This window comes from Ignavibacteriales bacterium, assembly GCA_015709675.1.
In the GTDB taxonomy this organism is placed as follows: Bacteria; Bacteroidota; Ignavibacteria; order Ignavibacteriales; family Ignavibacteriaceae; genus H2-BAC3.
Map to the genome: position 1 here is coordinate 1351119 of CP054182.1, position 24680 is coordinate 1375798.

Here is a 24680-nt window from a genome sequence, read left to right on the forward strand (position 1 = left end):
TAACGGGTTACCCGCTCCGCGGGTTTAGGGGAAATGTGTTTATGAAAAATTGCTGATGGTGTATATCATTGCGTTGCCCCTCAATTAATTACTCAGGTAAAGCTCTGTAGAAACACGCCGCGGCGTGTCTCTACGAAGTTTAAGTGTTTGGAGAAATCAGGCTAGGGATTTGAGTAAAGCGTAAATGATGAGTAATTCATCTAAACCGTCTTTACGTCCAGCTTCTTTCCTTTGAGTTTTTTGCCTCTTACTGAACGGACTACTTTTTCAGCTAAAGAAGCAGGTACTTCAAGATAACTGATTCTGTCCTGAATGGTGATATCCCCGATAAGTTTTCCGGAAATATTTGCTTCTCCGGCAAAAGTACCGAGCAGGTCTCCCGGTTTTATTCTGTCCTTGCGGCCGATATTAACCGATATGGTTACGTTACCATCACCTGAACTGATTTCTTCCGGTGCAGAAGAAGCAGCCTTCTTAGCCAGGCCGAATTTTTCCTTCATCAGGTAAGCTGCCACATCAAGTGATGTAATCTCATCATCAAGCAGGTTCTCGACCATTTTAATATATTTTGGTGCATCTTTGGCTTTAGAAGCTTCGCGGACGCTTTTTGCCAGCGACTGTATCTTCATATCCTCAATATCACCGAAACTGGGAATTTTGCCCAGCTTCATTTTGTGATTGATATATCTCTGCAGGTTTTTCATTTTCTGGAAATCACCTCCGGAGACAAAAGTAAACGCCTTGCCTTCTTTGCCGGCACGGCCGGTTCTGCCGATACGGTGTACGTATGCTTCTTCATCCTGCGGCATATCGTAATTAAATACCGCTTCCACATCATCAATATCAAGACCGCGCGCGGCAACATCCGTGGCAACAAGAATTTCCAGCGTTCCTTTTCTGAATCTGCCGAGTACTTTTTCGCGCATACCCTGACTCATATCGCCGTGCAGACCGTCAACGGAATATCCGCGTGCACGGAGCTGCTCAACCAGTTCATCAACATAACGCTTCGTATTGCAGAACACCATTGAAAGTTTCAGGTTATGGAAATCAATCAGGCGGGTGAGTGATTCAATCTTATCTTTTCCGCGAACTTCAAAATACACCTGCTCAGTTTTTGGAACCGTCAGTACCTCATGTGCGATTCTGATATGCTCCGGATCTTTCTGATACTTTCTGGTCAGGTCAAGGATTGGTTTTGGCATGGTTGCGGAAAACATAACAGTCTGCCGTTCCTGAGGCGCCGAGCGGAGGATTTTTTCGATATCATCTCTGAAGCCCATGTTGAGCATCTCATCGGCTTCATCAAGCACTACCATGCTCACTTTGCTGATATCCAGGGTTCCGCGGTCAAGGTGATCCATAATACGGCCAGGGGTGCCGATGATGATGCGGACTCCCTTTTTCAGGGCGGTTATCTGCCGTTCAATAGGCTGTCCGCCATAAACCGGGAGAATGGTTGCAAATTTTTTGTATTTGGCAAGCTTTGCCATTTCTTCAGCTACCTGGAGAGCAAGCTCCCTGGTCGGGCACATGATAAGGGTGTGAACATGTTTCCCCTCATGAGGCATCAGCTCAAGGGAGGGAATTCCGAAGGCGGCGGTTTTTCCAGTGCCGGTCTGGGCCTGGCCGATGATGTCTTTACCAGCGAGAACACGGGGGATAGATTCGGTCTGTATTGGGGTTGCCTCTTCGTAGCCAAGATCTTCAATGGCTTTCTGCATATCTTTAGAGAGGCCGAATTCTGTGAACCGGATTTTATTCATAAACGTTGTAGTAATAGTCTTTCTTCTGCCCGAGCGGGCAAATAGTTGTTAAAAAAGCTGCAGGAAGAACATCCGCAATGAAAAACATCATCTTTGTGAGAATCGTCTGACTGGGGTGAAAACCGAAGTATCAAGCTGGAATCTGCCGGCAAGCTGACGCACAGAAAGCGTCAGAATCAGTTGCCAAAGATAAGGAAAAAGAATATCTTTACCGAATGATTTTCATGGGGGTAGAACCCCGGGAATCCTGACCGGAGTAAAACAAGAGCAGATCCGAAAATGAAGACTACAGCAAACCCTGCCGGTTCAACCGCACTGGCCGATGGCACTTATAAAGAACTCAGGGAGCAGACCTTTACCACGGTTATCCTCCCCTGGGGGGCAACCGAACCCCATAACTACCACCTCCCCTACGGCACCGATATTTTTGAAAGTGAATATATATCACGCCATGCGGCCGATTACGCTTCCTCCCTCGGGGCCAGGATTGCAGTGCTGCCGGTCATTCCGTTTGGTGTGAACACCGGGCAGCTTGATCTGCCGTACACCATTAATATAAATCCCTCAACGCAGATGATGATTCTGAAAGATATACTCAGTTCTCTTCAGCCGCACGGCGTTAAGAAGTTTTTTATCCTTAACAGCCACGGCGGCAACGATTTTAAGCAGATACTCAGAGAACTGCAGCCGCAGTTTCCGGGTATACTGCTGGGATATATCAACTGGTTCCGTATGAAAGGGCAGGATGAATTCTTTGAAGAAAAAGACGATCACGCCGGAGAGATGGAAACAAGCATTATGATGTATATACGCCCGGAGCTGGTTCTGCCGCTTAGTGAGGCAGGGGAAGGAAAAGCCCGCCCCTTTGCTCTGAAGCAGCTTCATGAAGGATGGGCATGGACGCAGCGTGAGTGGACAAAAGCAACTACAGATACCGGAGCCGGGAATCCGAAAAAAGCTTCCGCGGAAAAAGGCAAACGCTTTCTGGAGTATCTGATTAAGCAGACGGGAGACTTCCTGTATCAGCTTGATGCCACTCCTCATGAAAAGATCTACGCAAAGGAGGCTGAGTGATGCGCATTCTCCTGGTTTTACTGATAACCGCGGCGTCATTCGGTCAGGAAATTGTTTATAATGAGTTTATTGCTCTTGATTATTACCGCGTTAAAATAAAGATCCGGATTTCCGGTGCTGATACATCCCTCTATATACCCACAGAAGAAACGCGGTCAAAAAAGATCAGCGAAACCAATGCTGCATGTTATATCCGCTCGCGATGGGTTTCTTCGTCGGGATTTGAATTCCATTTTCCCGTATCGGTCAGAATATCAGAGCAGATCGAAAGCCGTACTGCGCCTCCCCTTTATACGGTAAGGAAAAGTGAAATTCCCGCTGAAGCGGATCTCCTTTTCCGTCTACCGGCAGTCAGTCATGAAAAGAAAATCTTTATCCTCGGGGAGTGGCATAATATACCGGTTCATCCGAAACTGACATCCGAACAGAAGAATACTGAACTGCTTCTTGCTGCAGGAGACCGTGATTTTGCAGAAGGGAATTACCGGCAAGCACTCATGCATTATCTGCAGATCATCCAGCTGGACAAAGGCCGATATGACGAGATAGCCCTTAAAGCGGCTTATGCACAAACGGAACTGGGGAGTGAATATCTTGCGGAGGGTAAAACTGATGATGCATATATTATGCTCAGCAGTGCTCATGAAGCGATGCAAAAAGTGAGCAAAGAGCGAATCAGCAGGACAGACAGCCTGCTTGGGCTCTGCCTTAAGGCAATGGGGGAAAAGAGTTTTGCCCGGAATCTGCCCGGCGAATCACTCTATTATCTGCAGGAAAGCATGAAATATAATCCGGGGCAGGAACTGCAGGAACGTATATCATATATACAGAGCACCAAACGCTCCCGGTGGGTGCTGGGCCTTACTGGTGTTCTGCCGGGGGTAGGACAGTTTTATAAAGGGGAGTACGCAAAAGGCACCATCATGGCAGGACTTTTTACCGCAGGTATAGCCATTATGAGCATCAATTTTGCTGAAGCGGATAAAAATGAGAGAGAGGCAGATGAATATGCGGCGCTGCTTCCCGATGCCATAGGGAACGACCGTATTGCATTTCGCAGGCTTGAATTCGCCAAAAGGGATGAGGCGAGGAGGAAAAACCAGATAGCTTATACGGCTCTTGCGGTTAGCTGTGTAACGCTTTTCTGGAGCATTTATGACGGTATATATACCGAGGATGAGCTCTACCGGGTGAAGAAACCGGAACGGGGATTTGATCTTACCGCGGGTTTTCTGAATGATAATCCCGCTCTGCAGATGGTCTTCCGGTTTTAGAGGCGATTATTTTTCGCGAGGCTTTTTAACCGGCAGGGTAAAACAAAATGTGGCGCTGCTGCCGGGTTCGTTTTCAGCCCATAACTTTCCCTCATTCAGTTCGATCATGTCACGGCAGAAAATAAGGCCGAGGCCTGTGCCGGTTTCTCCTTTTGTACCAGGTGTTGAAGGAAGGCTGTTTTCAATGTAGGTCACACCTTCCGGAAGGTTTTTTATTCCATCACCTGTGTTCTTTACGCTGACCTTAAGAAAATCACCAACTTCTTCCGCGCTCAGGAGGATTGCTCCCTGAGGAGGGGTGAATTTGACTGCGTTTGAAACCAGATTGTGCATCACGCTTGAAAGCGCGGAGCGGTCAGCATAGACCGTGAAATCACTGCTGATATTGTTATAAACACTGATCTGTTTAGCGCGTATATTATCCTCTGAAACCTTTATTGCGCCAAGCGCGGTTTCAAGGAATATATACTCTTCCGGGTTGGGTTTTATCTTGCCAAGCTGAAGGGAAGCCCACTCAAGCAGATCCTTAAGCATCTTGTTAATCTTATTCATGGAAGCATGAATACGGCTGAGCGCTTCCTGTTTCTCTGCTTCTTCCATGTGCTGATGTTCCTTCATCAGAATTTCGGTATATGCAGTGACACCCCAGATGGGACTTTTAAGGTCATGCGCAACGATGGAGAAGAGCTTATCCTTTGCCTTATTGGCGGCTTCTGCTTCCTGGTGCTGTTTTTTGGTTAGCAGGTTCTGCTCCTGCAGATCCTGGTTAAGCCGTTTTAGCTGATTTCTTTGTCTGATACTCAGCCAGAGTACCAGCAGGGCGGTAAACAGAATTCCGGCAAAGGTGATGATAACAAACAGCGTTTTATTCTTTTCATACAGGATGCGCTCCCGGTTCCGTTCGATTTCCATTTCAATGCGGGAGTTCATGATATCCGTTGCTACGGGATTTTTACTGGTTTCCCGGAACTGACTATAAGCTATTTTAAGATATTCGAGGGCTTTTTCCTTATCACCGGCCATCTCATAATAATCAGCCAGGCGGAAAGCGGTTTCATGTGTATATACACCACCGGAATCAGGGTTAACCAGTGCATCCGATTCAATTATCATATTTATCGCGAGCGCATACCTGCCGCTCTTTGCGTAATTACCGGAAGCATTGCGGAGAAATTCAACCAATGAGGAGACTGAGTTAACTGACCGCGCAAGGCGGATGCCGTCTTCAAAGAGCCGTGAGGCTTCTTCATACTCAGTAAGAAAGGATTTCCATGAAGCAATGATATTAAGACTGGAGAGCATTAAAGGAGTATTCTGCAGCAGTGCCGCTCCCTCCATTGATCGCCGGGCATTTGCCATCAGCGAATCCGCATCATTCCGGTATATCCGGACGTTTGCTTTCTTGTTAAAATAGATATCGGCGGAAGAATCAGGTGTTCCTCTGCCATAGAGACTGAAATGGATGGTTTTTTCAAAATAGACCGCGGCAAGACGGTTTTCGCTTCGTATATATCCCTCAGTATCTCCCGCAGCAGCTGAGACGGCACGGGCATTATGCAAAACAGTAATGGCTTCGGAGAATTTACCCTGCACGCGTTTAACTTCCCCTATATGCCGCAGTACTTTTGATTCTCTGACAGGGTCTTTAAACCGGCGCGCAACAGCAAGCGCATAACCCTCATACTTCTCGGTATTGGGATGATTGTTAATAGCTTTCCACAAGTTTGCCAGGCGGAACGAAAGGAAAAATATGCTGGTGTCGGCCGGGTTTTCTTCTGCTATTGAAAGGCCAAGTTCGGCAATCAATACCTGATTAACCACATCTTCGCCGGAAGTTTTTTGTTTAAGCTCCTGAAGAATAAATTCCAGTTTATCTTTGTCGGCAGAATGTTCTTCTATCCGGATAAAGAGGGAGTCAAACGAGGCAAATACCTGGGGTGTAAGAATCAGGAAAATCAGCAGGCGGATTATGAATACCATGCACCCCTCAGGATAATTCTGGAAAAACAAAGCTGCCAAATCTCTGCAGCATGAAAAGGTGTAATCCGGGCAGTATTCATTTCAATTTTATGTAAAACCAACCGAAATATAACCAGTAATGGTGAAGAAGGAAACCCGTTCAGCATTTATTAGGAATTTACCTTATATGCCGGTCACTTGCCGGAAGAGGGATAACAAAACTCAGGTAAACGCGCTTAATGTACCGCGATTTACCCAGGAGACCCTTCCGGCACAGAAATGTATTGCATAACGATGGCAGATAAATTTTTGTCTTACTGATCTGGCCGGAAAGAGAGGATAATCTTAAACGGCAGAGGTAAAACTATTATTCATCAAGTCTGCCAAATTTACCGTTCTGGAAATCCTGAAATGCCTCAAACACTTCCCGGCGTGTATTCATCACGAACGGTCCGTGGGCAGCAATGGGTTCGTTAATCGGCTCACCGCTCAGGATAAGGACAACAGAGTTCTCTGATGCTTCAATGGTAAATTGCTCCCCCTTGTTTTCAAACAGCACGAAATGATCAGCCGGTGCCTGCTCCTGGCCATTAACGGTGATGCTGCCTTCAATAACCAAAAGCGCAGTATTATACTGAGCAGGGAATGAAAAATCAGCTTTTGCACCTGAGTGCAGTTTTGCATTCATCAGGTGAACCGGCGTAAAGGTTGAAGCAGCACCCTTTACTGCTTTATATTCTCCCACAATCACTTCAATCTCTCCGTCATTGTTTTCAAGTATATACCGTCCGAACTGACTGTTTGCCAGCGCCTGATATTTTGGCGGAGACATTTTATCCTTTGCAGGCAGGTTTACCCACAACTGAACCATCTGAAACTCACCGCCGGTTTTGCTCCACTCTTCTTCATGGTACTCTTTGTGCAGAACTCCCGATGCAGCCGTCATCCATTGCACGTCACCTTCTCCGATTACACCGCCTCCCCCGCTGCTATCATGATGGGCAACACGGCCTTTGTAAGCGATGGTAACCGTTTCAAATCCGCGGTGAGGATGCACACTCACACCCCGGGGTTTGTCTGACGGAGGAAAATGATGCTTTGAGTTATAGTCCAGCATGATAAAAGGATTCATGCGCTCCATCTCAAGATGGAATCCGCCCGGGATAAAATTATGCACCCGGAATCCGTCCCCCACCCAGTGAAACTGCGGCGGGGCAGCAATCAATTCGACTTTTTTGGTATTCATAACTTATTTCCTTCTTTTTTATGAGGTAAATTAGGCAAAGGATGGAGCGGAAAAGTTAATGTAGGTTAAGAAATTGAGGGGGCAGTTTACACATACTTGATACCCGCTGCACTTAACACAGGAAAAAGGTAAACACGCCCTGACATTCTCTACGGTTACAAGGATTTTATCGGGACATAATCTTTACCATGACCACAGCATCATGGTAATCCGGGGTAAAATCTTCCGGGAGCCAATCGGTTTCAACAAATCCTGCTTTTTTGTATGCTTTGATTGCGTTACTATTTCGTTTTGATGGGGCTATGATTATTGTTTTACATTTCAGCTCTTTATGAAGGTAATCACACAACAGAATAATTGCTTCTGTGCCAAGACCCTTTCCGGTAAACTTCCTGTCAGAGAGCCAGATATCAATTTCAGTTGAATTTGATTGTGTATCAATTTCATTATAATTAATCTGCCCGATTTCCTCCTGGTTATGTAAAATTATAAAACAGCGTCCGCTTAGCGGCTGCGAACCGTCAAAATAGTAATCTAAATAATCCTGATCAAACTCCTCCCACGTTGGCGCGGGTGCGTCAGGAAAGTGGGGCGGTCCAAGCATTTCAGCCGTCAGGTTTGAGTGAGCCAGCCAGTTGTATAAATTTCTTTTATCCTGTATGGAAGCAGGTCTGAGAGTTACTCTCTCTGATGATAATTTGTTTTGCATAAAAAAATAATTAATTAATAATGTATTAATAAATCCTGATGTAAGGTAAACTGTTCAATTTACCTGAGAAGTAACGACTTATAAAAAACACTCCGGAAAACCATGCTTGCCTGTGTCATCGAACGATATTTTATACACATTTAAGCAGTATATCTGTGTTTTGGTAAGTTCATTTTCAGAAAAGAACATTCGTATTCTGTCTGCGGACACTACACCGGCTTCAGCGGCTGATAGCATAGCAACACAGCCCCGCCTGAAAATGTTTTTAAATTGACAAGAGCAAACTTTGAACGGATATTTAAATCTTCAAACAGCATTTGACCCGTTCCGGCAGCGACAGGATGTATGCAGAGCTGAAGTTCATCAATCAGATTAAGATTCAACAAACCGACGATGATGCTTCTGCTGCTTACCAGAATATCTCTGCCTGGCATCTGTCTGAGCGCCAGAACTTCATCCCTGAGCCCCTGTTTGGCAATGGAAGCTGAATGCCATCCGGTATGGGTCAGTGTTTTTGAAAATACAATTTTCTGAATTCCATCAATAGCGAGGGCAAAATCATCCATCGCTTTATTGCCGGAAGGGTTCTGAAGTAATGTCTGCCAGTAGGTCATGAGCTGGTAGGTAATTCTGCCGAAAAGCGCGGTGTCTGCATTTTTCAACTGTTCAGAGTAATGGTTATGAATTTCTTCATCAGGATCAACCGCAGTGTGGTCGAATCTGCCATCCAGCGTCATGTTTATTCCCGCGATTAATTTTCTCATGTGTGTATACTCTTCAATTTATTCGTCATATAAAACCAGAGGATTCCTTTCTCAGCAAAAGTGGATGACTAAAGAATATTTTGTAAAGAAATAGTACAATTAATTTTGCTTGGGTTTTTCAGCGTCAAAATACTCATTTTTTGATGCGTCAAGCTGTGCCGTGATGCGTTCGAAGTTCTGATCGCCTGGTTTCAGGTTTACAAATTTTTCTATCAGCCGGCTGCGTTTGAAGAGGAAGAAAGTGTTTTCCGCCTGAGGATTGATTTTATTCAGATCAACTTCAGATTCACTGTCTGTAAAAGAGGGAACATACGTTAATGCGACATGTTTAATTTTCAGCTCTCTGCCAATTTCTGACAATTCCTCTTCTCTCCGGCTTTTACTGTAATCTTTTTCATTGCCGTAAATAAAATATACTTTAAGATACTTCCCCCGTTTGCTGCTTTCATTTTCCAGGAAGATAAGCCATTGTCTGATTTCGTTCCAGTCAGGATTATCACCAACAAAATAAAGGATTCCATGATACCATCCATATTTACAGACCGGGCAGGTGCGGGTTCCTTTGTCGGGACCCCATGCGTGATACGGGATGAACGAAAAGATATCCTCTCCGACCTGTATCCCGGACTGATACCCTGTTTCATGTTTAACTGGATAGTCGGGGATGTTTAATCCAAGAATGATATTCCTTTCACCAACCTGCAGTTCTCCCTGTTGAACAAAGCGCAGCACACCACTGCCGCAGCGGTTTTCCAGACGCTTTCTTCTTGCAGTGGTCAGAAGCGGGTCATCATCAAATACATAATCATCAATGTAGTATTCGTTTATATCGTTGGGTTCTTTTACGGTCAGATGTATATGAGCAGGTTCATCTGCCGCGGGGTAGGCGCCCGGGCGTGTTGTATATATAGAGTATTTCCCATCAGCATCTGTTTTTACCCATCCGCGGATATAGCCGTGAGTCTGCCCAAGATTATTCGGAGTCATGCTTCTGCTCTCCTCCGGTTTATGAAGATACCTGCCTTCAGTGTTGGTCTGATAGTAATAGAGGAGGACATCCGGCGCCGGAGTTTTTCCGTCACGCTGATATACAACTCCGGTCAGCAGAATTTTTTGACCGCCATGGTTCCACGCAGGACTGGTATCAACCGCACTGATGCTTTTTGGGATGCCATAATACGTGAATTCACTATTTTCGAATGCTCCTCCGACCGTCTTGCCGGAATGAGAGTTCTGATTTGTCTGCCCATTGCAACTGACTACAAAACTGCAGAGGAAAAGGAGAAATCCGATCTGGTACGAGTGCTTCATAAATCCTTGGTGATAATTTGAACAACTGGCTGTCTGCCCCCCGGGGAAACGAAAGAATTGTTAGGGTGAAGATTCGAAAATATGAGGAAAATCGGGAAAAAACAATATATCAGAAGGTGAGAAAAAAGGGGAGGTTATAAGCGCCTTAAACAAAGATGCAGCAAGGGAAGGAACGGAGGGTCTTTCTTTCGCCATACCGACACTTCAGAAACCTGCATCCCTTAGCGAAGCAGCAACAATCTTATAGTCGAAGAAAAACCATCGGCCGTCATTTTGCAGAAGTATACTCCGCTCATCTCTGCTGATGCATTCCATCGTGCGGTGTAGCTGCCAGCGGCTCTTTCTTCATTCACCAGAACTGCCACCTCACGCCCGAGAACATCGTAAACAGCAAGTTTAACTCTGCTCTGTTCCGCAATCTGAAAATCAAACTGCGTTTCGGGATTAAACGGATTCGGGAAATTTTGAGAGAGGGCAAATTTATCAGGGAAATCGGCCTTTTCTGTGTATATAACATTTGTTGAAGGAGCAATTACCTGATTCAGGCGTTCCCAAATCTGGTTGTTTAATGTTGTCGGTACAAGAGAGTTGTCAGGTGAATCACCCATGCGGATGGTTACAATCCCGAGACTTGGTACGATATTCAATATTTGACCATTTTTGCCCAATGCAGAGAACATATCCTTTGGGGCTTGAGGAGACAAGTATCCGGGGAATACCAGTTGAGAAGTTGGGAGCATATGTGATGATTTTCCGTTGAGCCACCAGAGATAACCGTATGACAGGTTAATGTTTTGAGATGTGTTTGTCATGGCAGAAAAATATCCGGTATCGCTCAATACAGCCGTATTCTCCCACCGCCCCCGGTTTAGCATGAGCAATCCAAACCGTGCCATACTTCTGGGGGTTGTATATAACACATTATTGTAGCTGCCCGAGCGAATGAATAAACCATTCATGCCAATCTTAGTGCGTACGCGGGAGAAATAGAATTGATTCAGTGTCTCGCCGGTTGATTTATATATAACAGAATCAAGCAGGGTGTATGGTGCATTATGGTAAGCCCATCTGGTTCCTGCGTCTGCCTTGTAGATCAGGCAGGATGGAAGAGTGCAGTCATCGTCAGCAACGCCGTCATCCAGTCCGGTTGTCATGGTCAGCTGATTCCATACGGTGATTCTTTTTTCCTTCTCCGGAGGCAGGCTGGTCCATCCGCTGCCAAGCCATTTTGATGAGGTATCGGAAAGAGAGAGGAAACCCTCCTTCTGTGCGATTCCCACAAGTACCGCTGTCATCGTTTTTCCGGCAGAAGCCCAGTACCAGAGACTATCCTTTGTGAAGGTCCCGAAATATTTTTCAAGCGCTATTTTCCCATCTTTCAAAACAATAAATGCCCGCGTATTATTGTTTTCCAGAAATGAGTAAAGCGGAGGTAACTGTTCAATGTTCCACCCCAGACCCGAAAGCGACACGGTATCCCATTGACTGCCGCTCAGCGGAGGGAAGTAATAATTTTGAGCGTTAAGCGGTAAGCAATAAAAGATGGTAGAAAAGATTAAAACTCGTAACAATTTCAAAATGGTAATCTCAATTAGTTTTTATCATAGACCAAATATGTACTGTAAAAGTTTAACCGGAACTTTGATCTGTCAGCCGGGGATAGAATTCCGGAGAATGAAATCAGATAGTGATCTCTCAGCTTACTGCCTTTTCACTCATAACTTTGGATTTTCATGATTTGAGTTTCAGTTCGCCCTTATGAACTTAAGTTCTGTCAGGGAATTCTTTTGTGAAAACAATCCTCCAGGAGCGGTAACGGGAGGTGAAGTCCTTCCCAATGTTATTATGGAATTCTAACCTCCTGTCGGGGTTTTCTGACATGCTGGTATAATAGCACTAAAGTAGTCAGAAATGCATCAACAAGTAAATTCGTCATTATTGAAAGAATCAACAAAGCCCTTGATTTTGTGAGCGTTCTTTCTGATATAGAATTTGCATCTCTGCAAAGTCAAGGAAAAACGGACTATATATATTCTATTCGTATAGATTGGATATTAGCTTAGGATGGCTGATTACCTCATTGGAGAGAATTAAATATTTGTTGGGTTGTCTTTTGTAAAATAACAGTTAAATGTAGAAATGCAAAACATGTTAATTTTAACAACAAAGGATTTTAGCTAAAGATATCAAAACATTTTGCCAGAAAACACTATATATCAATACATCTTATTCTACTAATTGTAAAAGGGATTTAAATTTTCTCTTCTAGGTAATATTAAGATATTCATCTGTGGAATTTGTCCACCATTCAAAATTGTCAGAGATAATAATCTCATTTTTCTTTAAGTGGTGTGTTGTTTTCATTGCAATTGTTCGGAAGTTTAAACAGTATTTATTTGCTAATAATCTTATCTCTTCTGTATCATCATAAGTCAACATAAATTTACCTTTTATTTTTGATATCGAATAAAACAGTTTTTCGTGGTCGATATCAAAATATGTATAAAGGCGCTTGCCGGCCTTTGTATAAGGAGGGTCTATAAAAAAGTAAGCTTCCTCAACGTTGCACTTCTCTTCAATTACCTTAAATGCATCGGTCTGCAAAAAACTGATTTTGTTTTTTACGAAATTTATTGCTCTAATTCGCTCGGCAAGAGTTTTGGGATACCATCTCGAAGCTATGCCCTTTCCATTCTCACCGTGCTTTAACATTCCTGAGCCTTTAGCGATAATGCCACCGTGAAATACTCTGTTTTTGAGAATAGTACAAAAAGCCAAATCATTAGTTCCCTTATGAGGGTTGCTTAGCTCTTCATTTACATTTTTGTGTGATAGCTCAAACATTAAAATTTTGTTGGCAAGCCATTCGTTGTTTCCATTGATTATTACTTCCCAAACAGCAGCAATTTCTTCATCTAATTCAACCATTGTAATGTGTTCAGCAAGATTCTCAAATGCCGCAGTTAAACTAACTATACCGCCACCAGCAAATGGTTCAATAAGCTCTTTGATTTTTTTTTCTTGGCGCAACCATTCTCTGACCGTCGGTATTAACCAGGTTTTTCCGCCGGGATAACGAAACGGGCTTCTTTGTGGCACTGAAGCAACATTGACTACTTTTGCATGTTTGCTATGAACTATATTTTTTCCAAATATTGCTAGCTGTTCAGCCATTTTAACTGCTAATTATATCTGTTAAGCTTGGGGTATCAGGAGAGTTACCTTCTAATCTTTCGTCCAGTCGATCCTGAAGCAGATTAACAAAATCTTCAATATTACCGGGTTCAGGAGTAGTTACCTTAAATAAGGCAGCTTCAAATTCAGTATAAACAATTTCAACTAATGTTAAATTGTATTGGCTGGTGGTTTTATCTAGAACCAAGTCATATAAAAACCATGCTATCTCTGCTTTCTCTCGACTAACAGTTGGAAGTTTTGGTAAGGTGTCAAAAAATGATTTCTGAAGTGCAACGGTCTGTTTCTTTTTCCAGGTTTGAAAAATCCCACCTTTGTATAGCATCTGAGGAATTAGCCGCTTTCTTGAAGAAGACAAGTAGTCGGGCTTTGGTGAATTATAGCCAGTTCCCCAATTGAAGCTACTTGTCGGCTTATTGATGTAGGCGTCAAAGGGATTACGTAGATTACCGGAGATGTAAACACCTTGAACTTCAAGCGATGCAAAGTCTGAAAGATGTCCCTTATCGTTGTATGAAACTAAAACGAAGTCAATATTGCCGGCAGATTGTCCGTTTTTGTCTAGTAGTCTAATTTCTGAAAGTGAAGTCCATTTAGTTTTCTCGTCAAAAGCAAATTTAGCAGCATTTTCAATTATCAGCCATTCCTCTCTGAATCTTGTTGGGCAAGTAATCACCGGGGTATCGTTGTAAAAAACACTACAAACACCTAAAGGGTCATTTGCTTTATCTTTGGTGCAATTAGGAACCTTGTTGTTAAATGGGCACAACTTTTGGCTGCGGTAACGTTTTGCTTTTGCCGATTGATTAATGATTGGGAAACCAAAAACCTCTGCTAAAGGATTGTTATTCTTTTTGTTTGTCACCATATCACAAATTTACAAAATCTTTCTTTGGACTGAAAGGTTTTTGTCCATCTTTTTATACTTGTAGATAGCTTTTTCAGTTTGCGTTCACATAATTTGGCTTACTGTAAGGGGGAGGGTATCGCACAACCAAAAATGCGCTGAAAAAAATAAGAAAAATAAACGGCTTTCCCCACTTTAATACATCTAAGACAAAATCAGAGTTTCAAAGCTATAAATATTCGCAATTTTAAAGATTTAGGAGTTCTTTAAACACCTAAGTGATTTATCGTGGATTATCAAAATACATCCCTTTTTAAAATATGCAACAAAAAACCTCCTAATAGGTCGGGATTTCGTTGTCTCCGTCCCGACAAGTTGGGAAACTTGTATCCCGACGAGTCGGGATCACAGCCGAATGCTTTAAAAACAAAAAATCCCGAACTAGTCGGGGTTACATTTGCTCCGTCCCGACAAGTCGGGAAACTTGCATCCCGACAAGTCGGGATAACAGCCGAACGCTGATTTTCACAGGATAATTTCTCCTGAAATAACCCTTTCCATTATAATTTTAGATTTCCAAGATTTGAGCTTCAATTCGACCTTATGAGCTGAAGTTCTATCCGAGAATTCTTTGGTGTAAACAATCTTCCAGGGACGGTATCTTGAAGTAAAGCCCTTCTCAAGGGTGTTATGAAATTCCAGCCTCCTGTCGGGGTTTTCAGAAATCCCGATGTAATACTTGCCAGAGGATTCGGATTGAAGAATGTAAACGAAACATTTCATGAGTGCAATTAAAATAAAAAAGCCCCGGTTTACACTGAGGCTTTGATTGCTCCGTCCCGACAAGTCGGGCAACTTGCACTCCGTCCCGAATGCTTTCGGGATCGGAGTAACAGCCGAATGCCTAAAAACAAAAAAAGCCCCAGTAATACTGTGGCTCTGATTGCTCCGTCCCGACAAGTCGGGAAACTTGCATCCCGACAAGTCGGGATAACAGCCGAATTCATTAAAACAAAAAACCCCGAACAAGTCGGGGTTTTTTTGGCTCCGCGAGCAAGACTCGAACTTGCAACCCTTCGGTTAACAGCCGAATGCTCCACCATTGAGCTATCGCGGAATTTCAAACTTTTTTCCTGCATCTCTTCGGTTAACATCCCGACGAGTCGGGATCCACCATTGAACTATCGCGGAATTTAAATTCCTGATCGGAATTTGTCGAATTAGAACAACAATATTACTGATTTTTTGGCTGTCAGTCAAGATTGCGGAGGAGAAAATTTTCAGGATAAGTTTTTTCTTGCGGGATCCGGATAAAAATATTAACTTTGAAATAAAAAGTACTTTGTTTTTGAAATGAAAGAAACCCAAGATTACCTCCGCGATTTAGCTGAAATCCGTTCTATGATGGAGCGGTCTTCAAAGTTTTTATCACTTTCGGGCTGGGCGGGCATTATGGCCGGTCTTTATGCTCTGGCCGGGGCGCATATTGCCTTCTGGTACCTGAATTTCAAACCGGCTGAGGTTTTTTACACTACTGATCCGGCTGCTCTCAGGAATGTCATTATTCTTGGAATCGCCGTTCTTGTGCTGGCAATAACCAATGCGGTTTTTGTTTCAAAGCAGAAAGCCAGGAAGAAGGGAGAGAGCGCCTGGAACCCGGTTTCCCGGAAAATGCTGGCTGATATGGCAGTGCCTTTGGTCACGGGAGGTTTGCTCCTTCTGATATTCATCAGTCAGGGAATGCTCGGGCTGCTTATTCCTGTAACGCTTATTTTTTACGGTCTCGCATTGCACAGCGGAGGAAGATATACCTTTACCGAGATAGGATATATGGGGCTGGTGCAGATTCTGCTTGGAGTGTTAAGCATTCTTTTTATTGAGTACAGTATTTTTATCTGGGCAGCGGGTTTTGGAGGGGTGCACATTCTGTATGGCGTATATATGTTTACCAGGTACGGAAAATGAAAGCAGTGATTGATGGGCTGCATAAGGCATTTGAAAGCCGCGTGCGGCTGGGTATTATGTCGGCGCTTTCGGTAAACGATTCGCTCGATTTTAACGCGCTGAAAGAGTATCTTGATGTTACAGACGGCAATCTGGCAAGTCATATCAAAGCGCTTGAGAAGGAAAAGTTTATTGGCGTAAGAAAATCATTTATTGATAAACGCCCTAACACACAGTATCATATAACAGATGAAGGACGGGTTGCATTTTCCCTGCATCTTGCCGCACTCGAAAAACTGATTCTTTCACAAAAGAACTGATATTTTTTTACCCTTTCACTTTGAATTTCAAAGTGAAAAAACTATAAAAGATGTAATTAACAAACAGTATACATTAAAGAGGATATACTAACATGAACGGCCGGAAAACCGTGTATTTATACTATACAGCAATTGCCACTCCGCTTCTCCTGTGGATGATACTTAATCCGCCGGCTGAAGCACTCTCTAACGGTGATATAGTGGGATGGATGACCATATGGATGGCAGGGAGCATTATTGCTGCTGCTGTATTCACGTTTCTCACCAACAGAGGAAAACCAAATGAATATCTGCTGGCTGCAGGTATTGCCCTCACCGGCTCCTTATTTATAACCGTTTCGAATGGAGCAGTGGGAATTATGGGCTCGGAAGACAATCCGGAGAACCTTATATATTCCGCGATGCTCATTGGTGCGCTCGTCACCTTAGGGATCTGCCGTTTTGAAGCAAAGAAACTTTCAAGAGCGATGTATCTGCTTGCCGCGGGATTTGCATTTCTTGCCATAATTGCACTGGCGGGAATGTTAGTGGACGAAAGTCAGGCAGAATTCAGCCGGCTTGCTGTATATATGGCCATTCACACAGTGTTTGTGTTTACTTTTGCTCTGCCCGGATATTTATTCAATCTGTCAGAAAAGAAAATCCTGACTAATCCTTAACACTATTCTTTTGAGATCATGAATATGAATCTTCAGCGTATGGTAAAACAGCTATCCGCTTTAATTAAGACAAAAGACCGGTAAAAAAGGACTACGGTCAGTATCAGCTTTATAAAAAAGAAGGAAATTACTCCTATGGAAAAAGAAGAAAAATCAGTTGTAGAAACAATAACAAATTTTATAAGAGGGTCGGTTTCACTCAAACTGATCTCGGTATTTATTCTCATGCTTATGCTCATGATTCCCATGCAGTTCGTCCACTCACTCATTTCTGAACGGCAGGGGCTGCGGCAGTCAGCAGTAAAAGAAGTGAGCGACAAATGGTCGGGAAGTCAGGATATATATGGTCCGATCCTCACACTCCCGTACAACAGGAGTTATACTGAAGATGGCAAGGTAAAAGTCCTCAGGGAAGAGATGCACATCCTGCCTTCCATGCTGCGGGTAAAGGGAAACATCACACCTGAAACACTCCGCCGTGGTATTTATGAAGTAGTAGTGTACAATTCAACGATTGCAGTTTCCGGCAGTTTTGAAGGAGCAGGGCGATATGCAGAAGAACAGGGCGGTGACAAAATCCTTTGGAACGAAGCATTTATAACAGTGCATATATCAGACCTGCGCGGAATTAAAGAGCGGGTTACAATGATGCTGAATGATAATAAATTTCAGGCAGACCCCGGGACTCAGATACCCGGACTGGTTGCCTCTGGTATTACTGTTAAAAATATTTTTACGGGTGTGCAGAACCTGAATGAACTTTCCTTTTCATTCGACCTTGTGCTGCAGGGGAGCAGTCATCTTGGCTTCGCGCCTCTTGGTAAAGAGACTCATGTTGAGCTCAGTTCCTCCTGGGGTGATCCAAGTTTCTCTGGTGCATTCCTGCCGGATGACAGAGAAATTCGCGATAACGGATTCACCGCCTCGTATAAGATACTTGAACTTAACAGAAACTATCCGCAGTACTGGATAGGTGAGGCCAACAGCCCCGGTGTGCAGAAAAGTATATTCGGTGTTGAATTGCTTCTGCCGGTTGATGATTATCTTATGACCACACGCTCAGCTAAATATGCATTGCTGGCCATTGTGCTTACGTTTCTGACATTCTTCCTGACAGAAATTTTCAGCAGCAAAAGAGTGCATCCGTTTCAGTATCTAATCATAGGCCTTGCCTTGGTGCTTTACTATACCCTGCTGATTTCGATTTCAGAGCATACGAACTTTACCACAGCATATAGTATAGCGAGTATTGCGATAATCGGGATGATTGGTCTGTATGCCAAGGCAATATTAAAGAATCCCAAACAGACGGGAATACTTGTTCTGGTGCTGGCGCTTACATACACCTTCGTATATATTACTTTGCAGCTTCAGGACTATGCTTTGCTCATCGGAAGCATCGGTCTGACTGCCATACTCGGGTTTACGATGTACATCACCAGGAATGTGAATTGGTATAATCTGGGAGCGGGAAAAAATACTGTATCTGAAAAATAACTGCTGACAGCTAAGCAGTAATTCAAATCCGCCATAACCCGGTGAGTATGTTTTCTAAAGAACAGCTTGCCGGGTTTTTTTATTCAGCCAAAGGAAGAGTTTCCCGCAGATTACGCAGAATTTAGCAGATAAAGAAAATAGGGGCAAATAACAAAGTTTCCCGCAGATCAAACAGATTTTCGCAGAATACTTCGATAGTGCTTATTTTGAGGAATGAATTTGTTCTTTGTTTTGTTTTCAGATGTATAAGTAAGAAAATCTTGTATTAAAGGAATTAGTATCATGAAAAAAGTTTATGGATATGCAGCCCCTTCTCCAACAGAGGATCTTGGTCCTTATCATTTTGAACGGAGAGATCCGCGCCCTGATGATGTGGTGATTGAGATACTCTACTGCGGAGTGTGTCATTCAGATCTGCACACTGCCAGGAATGACTGGGGCGGGACACGCTATCCCGTTGTTCCCGGGCATGAAATCGTGGGAAAAGTAACGGAGACCGGAAGCGCGGTAACCCGATTCAAAACTGGTGACTTCGTGGGTGTCGGCTGTATGGTGGACTCCTGCGGAAAATGTTCTTCCTGTTCTCACGGGGAGGAGCAGTACTGCGAAAAAGGGGCAACCTATACCTATAACAGTATTGACCCAAAAGATATGCTGAAAACCTTTGGCGGCTATTCCGATATGATAACCGTTACTGAAAAATTCGTTCTCAAGATGCCGGAAGGGCTTGATCTTAAGGGTGCTGCTCCGCTTCTTTGCGCGGGCATTACCACCTGGTCACCGCTGAAGCACTGGAAGATAGGGAAGGGGAGTAAAGTTGCTGTGGCAGGGCTTGGCGGACTTGGACACATGGCTCTTAAATTAGCAAAAGCACTTGGAGCAGAAGTTACCCTTTTTACAAGAAGTAAAGGGAAGGAAGAAGATGCATTCCGGCTGGGAGCGGATAAAGTTATATACTCCACGGATGAGAAACAAATGACATCAGTAAAACTCGCTTATGATCTTATCATAGATACCATTCCAAATCATCATGATCTGAACCCATATATACCAACACTGAATGTTAATGGCAGCCTGGTGCTTGTCGGCTTTCTCGGCAAACTGGAAATGCTTAACACCGGACCGTTAGTTTCCCGCCGCAGGGCAGTTGTTGGTTCCCTCATCGGGGGAATACCTGAAACACAGGAGATGCTTGATTTCTGCGGAAAGCACGGTATTACATCCGACATTGAAGTAATCAGGATGCAGGATATTAATCAGGCATACGAGCGGATGATTAAGAGCGATGTTAAATACCGCTTTGTGATTGATATGGCTTCAGTTAAGGAAGAAAGTAAGGCTTAGGAATCTGATAAGTTATGGAGACGGATTGGCATCTGTCTCCATGCTGAATACTTGCTGGCTGATTTTTTTTCTCAGGGAATCAATACTCTTTTACCCAAACAGGGCAGAAGGATTTTTCATGTTACTGATTATTTATGATTCCTTCTTTGACCGGCTGAAGCGCCGCTATCGCAGATTCGAAATCATAATTGCCGAGATGGCTTTTTACTTCAGAGAAGGCACCGGAATATATATGAGCGCCGGGGAGTGACTCAAGTTCAGTGAATCTTTTGGCGGCACTGATATCGGCATACTGAAGCAGGCTCATAACTTCATCAAGCTTTTCCCGGAACTGCTCTTTATCAAGCTGCCCATCGCCCGGTTTATGGTGATCTTTCTTTGAAGAAAACCAGTTTTCCAGTTCATTGATGATGGGTGCTAAAGTTTGCTCAAGATCATGCAGAGCAGCAGAAAATTCTTCATTGTTAGTTTCTTTCAGAACCATTTCAAGAGAAGCGGCTTTTTCACGAAGTGTTTCCATACCAAGATTTGCCGCTACTCCTTTCAGCGTATGGGCAAGCCGGACAGCAAGTTCAGTTTCTCCGCTTTGATACGCCAGTTCAATTCTTCCGCAGAGATCTTTATTACCCTCATGGAATTTTTCAAGAAGTGTTATCAGTAATGCATGATTGCCTCTCAGTCTCCGGAGCGAGTCATGCATATCAATAAATGAAAAAGCGGGAATTGCATCTGTGTTAATTTCAGGAGCTGCTTTTGGAATTTCAGGGATATAGCTTTCCCTAGTAATGCTTTCGGGGGAAATCCACTTGCGGAGCGTTTTAAAGACCTCATCAGGATTAACCGGTTTTGTAATAAAGCCGTTCATTCCAATAGCAAGACAGCGCTCCCGGACACCCTGCATTACATCAGCAGTCATGGCAATGATGGGGATTTTCCCAAGACCGATGAGTTTGCGTATTTCCTCAGCCGATGTATATCCATCCATTACCGGCATCTGCAGATCCATAAAAATAAGATGATACTTAGATGGGAAGCCTGAATCCCTGACCATATCAAGAGCTATTTTACCGTTCCCGGCAACGTCGACTTTTATTCCCTGCTGAGTGAGCATTTCAACTATGATGTGCTGGTTTATTTCATTATCCTCGGTAAGCAGAATATGCGCACCGCGGATGGATGAAAGATCCTCGCTGAGCGGGTTAGATTTAGAATCAGCCTTTTTCCGTTTTACTTTTTTATGTAAAACGTCCAGAATTGAGTTAAATAAAAGTGATTGGCTTACCGGCTTTGCGAGGTAGGCATGTATACCGGATTCTCCGGCTGCTGCAATAATTTCCTCATTAGCAAAAGCAGAAAGCATGATAACCGGGGGAAGCGCTGTACCGAACGTATCCTTCATAACAGACATTGTTTCTATGCCGTCAAGCCCGGGCATGCGCCAGTCAAGGAGGATAAGTTTAAATTGCTCCGGAAATTCTTTCAGCAGATTGATTGCCTCAACTCCTGAATTTACGGTGGTTACCCTAAATGAAAAGGATTCGAGAATCTCTGTCAGAATCATTCTGCTTGTGTCATTATCATCAACAACCAGGACGGGAAGATTTTGTAAATCAGGAATTTCCGGAAGTTCTTTTGACTTTTGAGAAATTTGTTTCCCGAAGACACCGGAGAAATAAAATGTGCTTCCTTTTCCCTCTGTACTTTCAGCCCATGTTTTGCCATTCATCATATCAGCTATTCTGCGGCAGATGGCAAGTCCGAGACCGGTACCGCCATACTTTCTGGTTGTGGAAGCATCAGCCTGTTCAAATGCGTGAAAAAGACTTTCCATCTGTGTTTCATTCATACCGATTCCGGTATCCTTAACAGAGAAGAGCAATTCAGCCTCTGTATCATTTTGTCTGATAACACTTACCGTCATCAGGATTTCTCCTTCAGAAGTAAATTTTAATGCGTTGCTGCAGTAATTCGTAAGAACCTGAGCCAAACGTAGCGGGTCGCCGATCAGATTAAAGGGAACATCCTGCTCAAGCCGGATGGCATACTCCAGCCCCTTTTCATGTGCTTTTGATGAAATGAAATTCGTAACTGTATCAAGAACATGTTCGATGTCGAAATCAATATATTCAATGTTTAGTTTACCGGCTTCAATTTTTGAAAAGTCAAGGATATCATTAATAATTCCGAGCAGAGCATGCGCGGAGCGGTCAATTTTTTTAAGATAACCCGACTGCTTCTCATTCAATCCGGTTTTTGAAAGGAGATTAGTGAGGCCTATTATGCCGTTCATTGGTGTTCTTATTTCATGAGACATGGTTGCCATGAACTGGCTTTTAACGGCGGCAGCCTTTTCAGCTGCCTCTTTAGCGGCCGCAAGTTCCTGCTGTTTGAGCCGTTCGGATATATCTCGCAGTGAAAGCACAGCGGTAACGGTTTTATTGATACGGAAATACGCGGCAGAAATTTCCACCGGGAAACGGGTGCCATCCTTTTTAATGGCATATACAATTGTCGCGGGGAGATCTTCAAACTGCTTTTCTTCAAATTTCTTTTTATGACCGGAAAGAAATTCATGAATGTCATCAGAAAAAACCCTGGACAGGTTTCGGTTCTGCAGTTCACTTTCATAATAGCCGAAGAGCCGGGCTGCCTTTGTGTTGAGTGCGCTGATATCCCCTTTTAAATTAACGGCAAGCAGAGGATCGGGAGAAGACTCCCAGAAACTTCTGATGTTATCGCTTGCGTCAACAATCTCAGAGATATCAGTGATCGTTCCGATTATACGGAGCGGTTTCTTATTATTATCAAATTCGGCTGCAATGGCATGAATTTCAGTCCAGAGCAGAGAACCGTCTTTTTTGCGAAGTTCTATACGGTTGCTGAAGCGGGAGGAGATGAGCAGTCCGGCATATATATCCATGATGCTGAACCCGGTGGCGGAAGAAGGGAAGAGACGTTCAAGAGAGTGAACATCAGGCTGAAACTCTCCCTGCTTATAGCCGGAAATTTCAAACATCCTCTCACTGAAGTAAAGGGAACCTGTCCGGATGTTCCAGTCAAAAATTCCGTCATTGGAGGCATGAATGGCATGATCAAACCGCAGATTCAGTTCTTTAAGTTTCTCCGTTTTGCGGATAAGCCTTTCTGACATCTGATTGAATGCTGCAGCAAGTGTTCCGGTCTCATCTTTTGATGTGACGCTTACAAGTCCCGGAGTGCCGGATGAAATAATGTTATTTATATCGCCGGTAAGTCTTTTGATCGGGCGTGTGATAACCGCGGCAGCCAAAGAGCCGAGCAGAATAGCTCCAAGCAGAAGAATTACTCCGCTCTGAAAATTTGAGGCAAGCTCTGCATTAGCCTTTCTCAGAGCATCTCTATCTTCTACCGAGACACAAATGCTCCACATGTCTGAGTTCAGCGGTTTATAAAAAACCCAGAGTTCCCCTTCACCGTCCCGTTTAGCCAGGGAGGCATTTCCGGTGATTCCGGAAGTCATTGCAGAGCTGAGCAGTATCCGGTCAGCATGTGAAAGGTGAACAGTCGAGTCTTCAGCAAAATTCAGAAAGGGATTCAGTGTGCCGGACTTATATATATATTTCCCCTCACCGCTCAGGATAAACCAGGAGAACGAACTGAAATCCTGATTGTTGGTTTCAAAAGAAATTTTGCTTAAATCGAGTAAAACGGAAACCACACCGTAAAACGTTCCGTTTTTAATAATGGGAGCGGAATACCTTACAGTAAAAAGGCCGGTTTCGCGGTCAAAAAAGGGATCTTCCCAATGCGGAATCAGATCTTCTTTTGCCTTGTTATACCATGACTCCTCCGGTCTGGTATGGTCAATTAAACCGGAAATATTTCCGGCGAGTATGATGGTATCTTTTCTTGCGGCGGAAACCAGGAATTTTTTACCTCCGGCGGCGGCAGGCTCCAAAGCAATACGGCAGCTGGCCAGATAGGGCTGATTGCGAAAAAATGAACGGAGAAACAGGCCCGCTTCATCTTCTGATATATAATCTGAGGCATTTACAAACTCTGCACCGGTTGAAGCAAGCAGTTCGGCTGAATGAATCTGAAGTTCAACATATCCTGTAAGTTTATCAGATTCATAGGCAATAAAACTCTGCAGTGTATTCTTCAGCTCATCCCGGTGTCCGAGATAGTGAATGAACATAGTGGTGAAAAACACCAGATTAAGAGGAATAAGTGCAAAAAAGATTATTTTATTTCTGACACTGCTTTTCATCGTGAGTATAGAAGTCTATTTCATTGGTTTACTGAAAGACCGCTGCGTTAAAGTACGGGGATTACAAGTGCAGGGATGCAGACGGCATTGTCTTTGAACAGTATTTTAAGTTGAACGGTGAAATTTAGGGTAACAAAGTACCTGACAGAATAGATTTTCGGCCAGTCTGAAAATTATTATGGCAGGCGATAAATAAATACGGTAAAAAATGATTATGCTCGTTTAGCTGATTCTCCTTGATGATTTTAATCCGCCTGAGCTTACCGCCCTGATTATTTGTTTACCGCAGAGATTGGTTTTACGCAAAAAAATATTTATAAATAACAGTATATTCAGTATTGTTTGAATTTGGCGATGTAGTATATTTCATAAAGATGTTGAAAATTGATATGCAGTTCTTTCATTTGTTGTTTGTTACTAGTCTGTTCATAAATCTGACTGCATAGAGAAAAAGTGCTTCATAGAGAGCTACGATTCTTTCACTAAAAACGCTTTGTGTTCATGCGGTTGACTGAAAACCAG

Annotated in this window: 18 protein-coding genes and 1 tRNA gene; 7 read left to right on the forward strand and 12 right to left on the reverse strand. The window is 43.6% G+C overall.

Annotation, left to right across the window (positions count from 1 at the left end):
• Positions 1-200: 200 nt before the first annotated feature.
• On the reverse strand, positions 201-1766 hold the full coding sequence (locus tag HRU80_05055; protein ID QOJ28277.1) for a DEAD/DEAH box helicase: 1566 nt from the start codon (positions 1764-1766) through the stop codon (positions 201-203).
• 279 nt (positions 1767-2045) lie between these two features.
• Here HRU80_05055 and HRU80_05060 point away from each other — a divergent pair, with 279 nt between their 5' ends.
• Together HRU80_05060 and HRU80_05065 are read left to right on the forward strand one after the other, a co-directional pair.
• The gene (locus HRU80_05060; protein QOJ28278.1) at positions 2046-2840 is read left to right on the forward strand and encodes a creatininase family protein; all 795 of its coding nucleotides are present in this window, start codon (positions 2046-2048) and stop codon (positions 2838-2840) included.
• Positions 2837-4114 carry a hypothetical protein gene (locus HRU80_05065; GenBank protein ID QOJ28279.1) on the forward strand — a complete coding sequence of 426 codons (1278 nt, stop codon included), beginning with the start codon at positions 2837-2839 and terminating at the stop codon, positions 4112-4114. The genes HRU80_05060 and HRU80_05065 overlap by 4 nt, the downstream gene beginning before the upstream one ends.
• A 6-nt stretch (positions 4115-4120) precedes the next feature.
• Here HRU80_05065 and HRU80_05070 read toward each other — a convergent pair whose 3' ends face one another.
• From HRU80_05070 to HRU80_05115, 10 genes are all read right to left on the reverse strand, one after another.
• Positions 4121-6094, reverse strand: coding sequence for a HAMP domain-containing histidine kinase (locus HRU80_05070; GenBank protein ID QOJ28280.1), 1974 nt, complete (start codon positions 6092-6094; stop codon positions 4121-4123).
• Positions 6095-6440: 346 nt separating this feature from the next.
• Entirely contained in the window at positions 6441-7319 is an 879-nt protein-coding gene (locus HRU80_05075) for a pirin family protein (protein QOJ28281.1), read from the reverse strand.
• Between the two features lie 166 nt (positions 7320-7485).
• On the reverse strand, positions 7486-8028 hold the full coding sequence (locus tag HRU80_05080) for a GNAT family N-acetyltransferase (GenBank protein ID QOJ28282.1): 543 nt from the start codon (positions 8026-8028) through the stop codon (positions 7486-7488).
• Between the two features lie 209 nt (positions 8029-8237).
• On the reverse strand, positions 8238-8792 hold the full coding sequence (locus HRU80_05085; GenBank protein ID QOJ28283.1) for a dihydrofolate reductase family protein: 555 nt from the start codon (positions 8790-8792) through the stop codon (positions 8238-8240).
• Positions 8793-8891: 99 nt separating this feature from the next.
• Complete coding sequence (locus HRU80_05090) at positions 8892-10103, reverse strand: intradiol ring-cleavage dioxygenase (protein QOJ28284.1); 1212 nt, start codon at positions 10101-10103, stop codon at positions 8892-8894.
• 221 nt (positions 10104-10324) lie between these two features.
• Positions 10325-11680 (reverse strand): serine hydrolase, encoded by a 1356-nt coding sequence (locus HRU80_05095; protein ID QOJ28285.1) that lies wholly within the window; start codon positions 11678-11680, stop codon positions 10325-10327.
• Positions 11681-12368: 688 nt separating this feature from the next.
• On the reverse strand, positions 12369-13277 hold the full coding sequence (locus HRU80_05100; GenBank protein ID QOJ28286.1) for a DNA adenine methylase: 909 nt from the start codon (positions 13275-13277) through the stop codon (positions 12369-12371).
• A 1-nt stretch (position 13278) separates the two neighbouring features.
• On the reverse strand, positions 13279-14166 hold the full coding sequence (locus HRU80_05105) for a hypothetical protein (protein ID QOJ28287.1): 888 nt from the start codon (positions 14164-14166) through the stop codon (positions 13279-13281).
• Positions 14167-14670: 504 nt separating this feature from the next.
• Positions 14671-14928 (reverse strand): GIY-YIG nuclease family protein, encoded by a 258-nt coding sequence (locus HRU80_05110; protein ID QOJ30459.1) that lies wholly within the window; start codon positions 14926-14928, stop codon positions 14671-14673.
• 259 nt (positions 14929-15187) lie between these two features.
• Positions 15188-15262, reverse strand: a tRNA-Asn gene (locus HRU80_05115).
• Between the two features lie 236 nt (positions 15263-15498).
• On the opposite strand from HRU80_05115, the gene HRU80_05120 reads away from it, so the two are divergent.
• From HRU80_05120 to HRU80_05140, 5 genes are all read left to right on the forward strand, one after another.
• Complete coding sequence (locus tag HRU80_05120) at positions 15499-16110, forward strand: hypothetical protein (protein QOJ28288.1); 612 nt, start codon at positions 15499-15501, stop codon at positions 16108-16110.
• A complete protein-coding gene (locus tag HRU80_05125) occupies positions 16107-16409 on the forward strand; it encodes a transcriptional regulator (protein QOJ28289.1) in 303 nt (100 codons plus the stop codon). Before HRU80_05120 ends, HRU80_05125 begins: the two co-directional genes overlap by 4 nt.
• 92 nt (positions 16410-16501) lie before the next feature.
• Positions 16502-17068: a hypothetical protein gene (locus HRU80_05130; protein ID QOJ28290.1), complete on the forward strand. Its 567-nt coding sequence runs from the start codon at positions 16502-16504 to the stop codon at positions 17066-17068.
• A gap of 135 nt (positions 17069-17203) precedes the next feature.
• The gene (creD, locus tag HRU80_05135; GenBank protein ID QOJ28291.1) at positions 17204-18565 is read left to right on the forward strand and encodes a cell envelope integrity protein CreD; all 1362 of its coding nucleotides are present in this window, start codon (positions 17204-17206) and stop codon (positions 18563-18565) included.
• 282 nt (positions 18566-18847) lie between these two features.
• Positions 18848-19909 carry an NAD(P)-dependent alcohol dehydrogenase gene (locus tag HRU80_05140; protein QOJ28292.1) on the forward strand — a complete coding sequence of 354 codons (1062 nt, stop codon included), beginning with the start codon at positions 18848-18850 and terminating at the stop codon, positions 19907-19909.
• A gap of 121 nt (positions 19910-20030) precedes the next feature.
• On the opposite strand, the gene HRU80_05145 is transcribed toward HRU80_05140, so the two are convergent.
• Entirely contained in the window at positions 20031-24158 is a 4128-nt protein-coding gene (locus tag HRU80_05145) for a response regulator (GenBank protein ID QOJ28293.1), read from the reverse strand.
• Between the last annotated feature and the right edge of the window lie 522 nt (positions 24159-24680).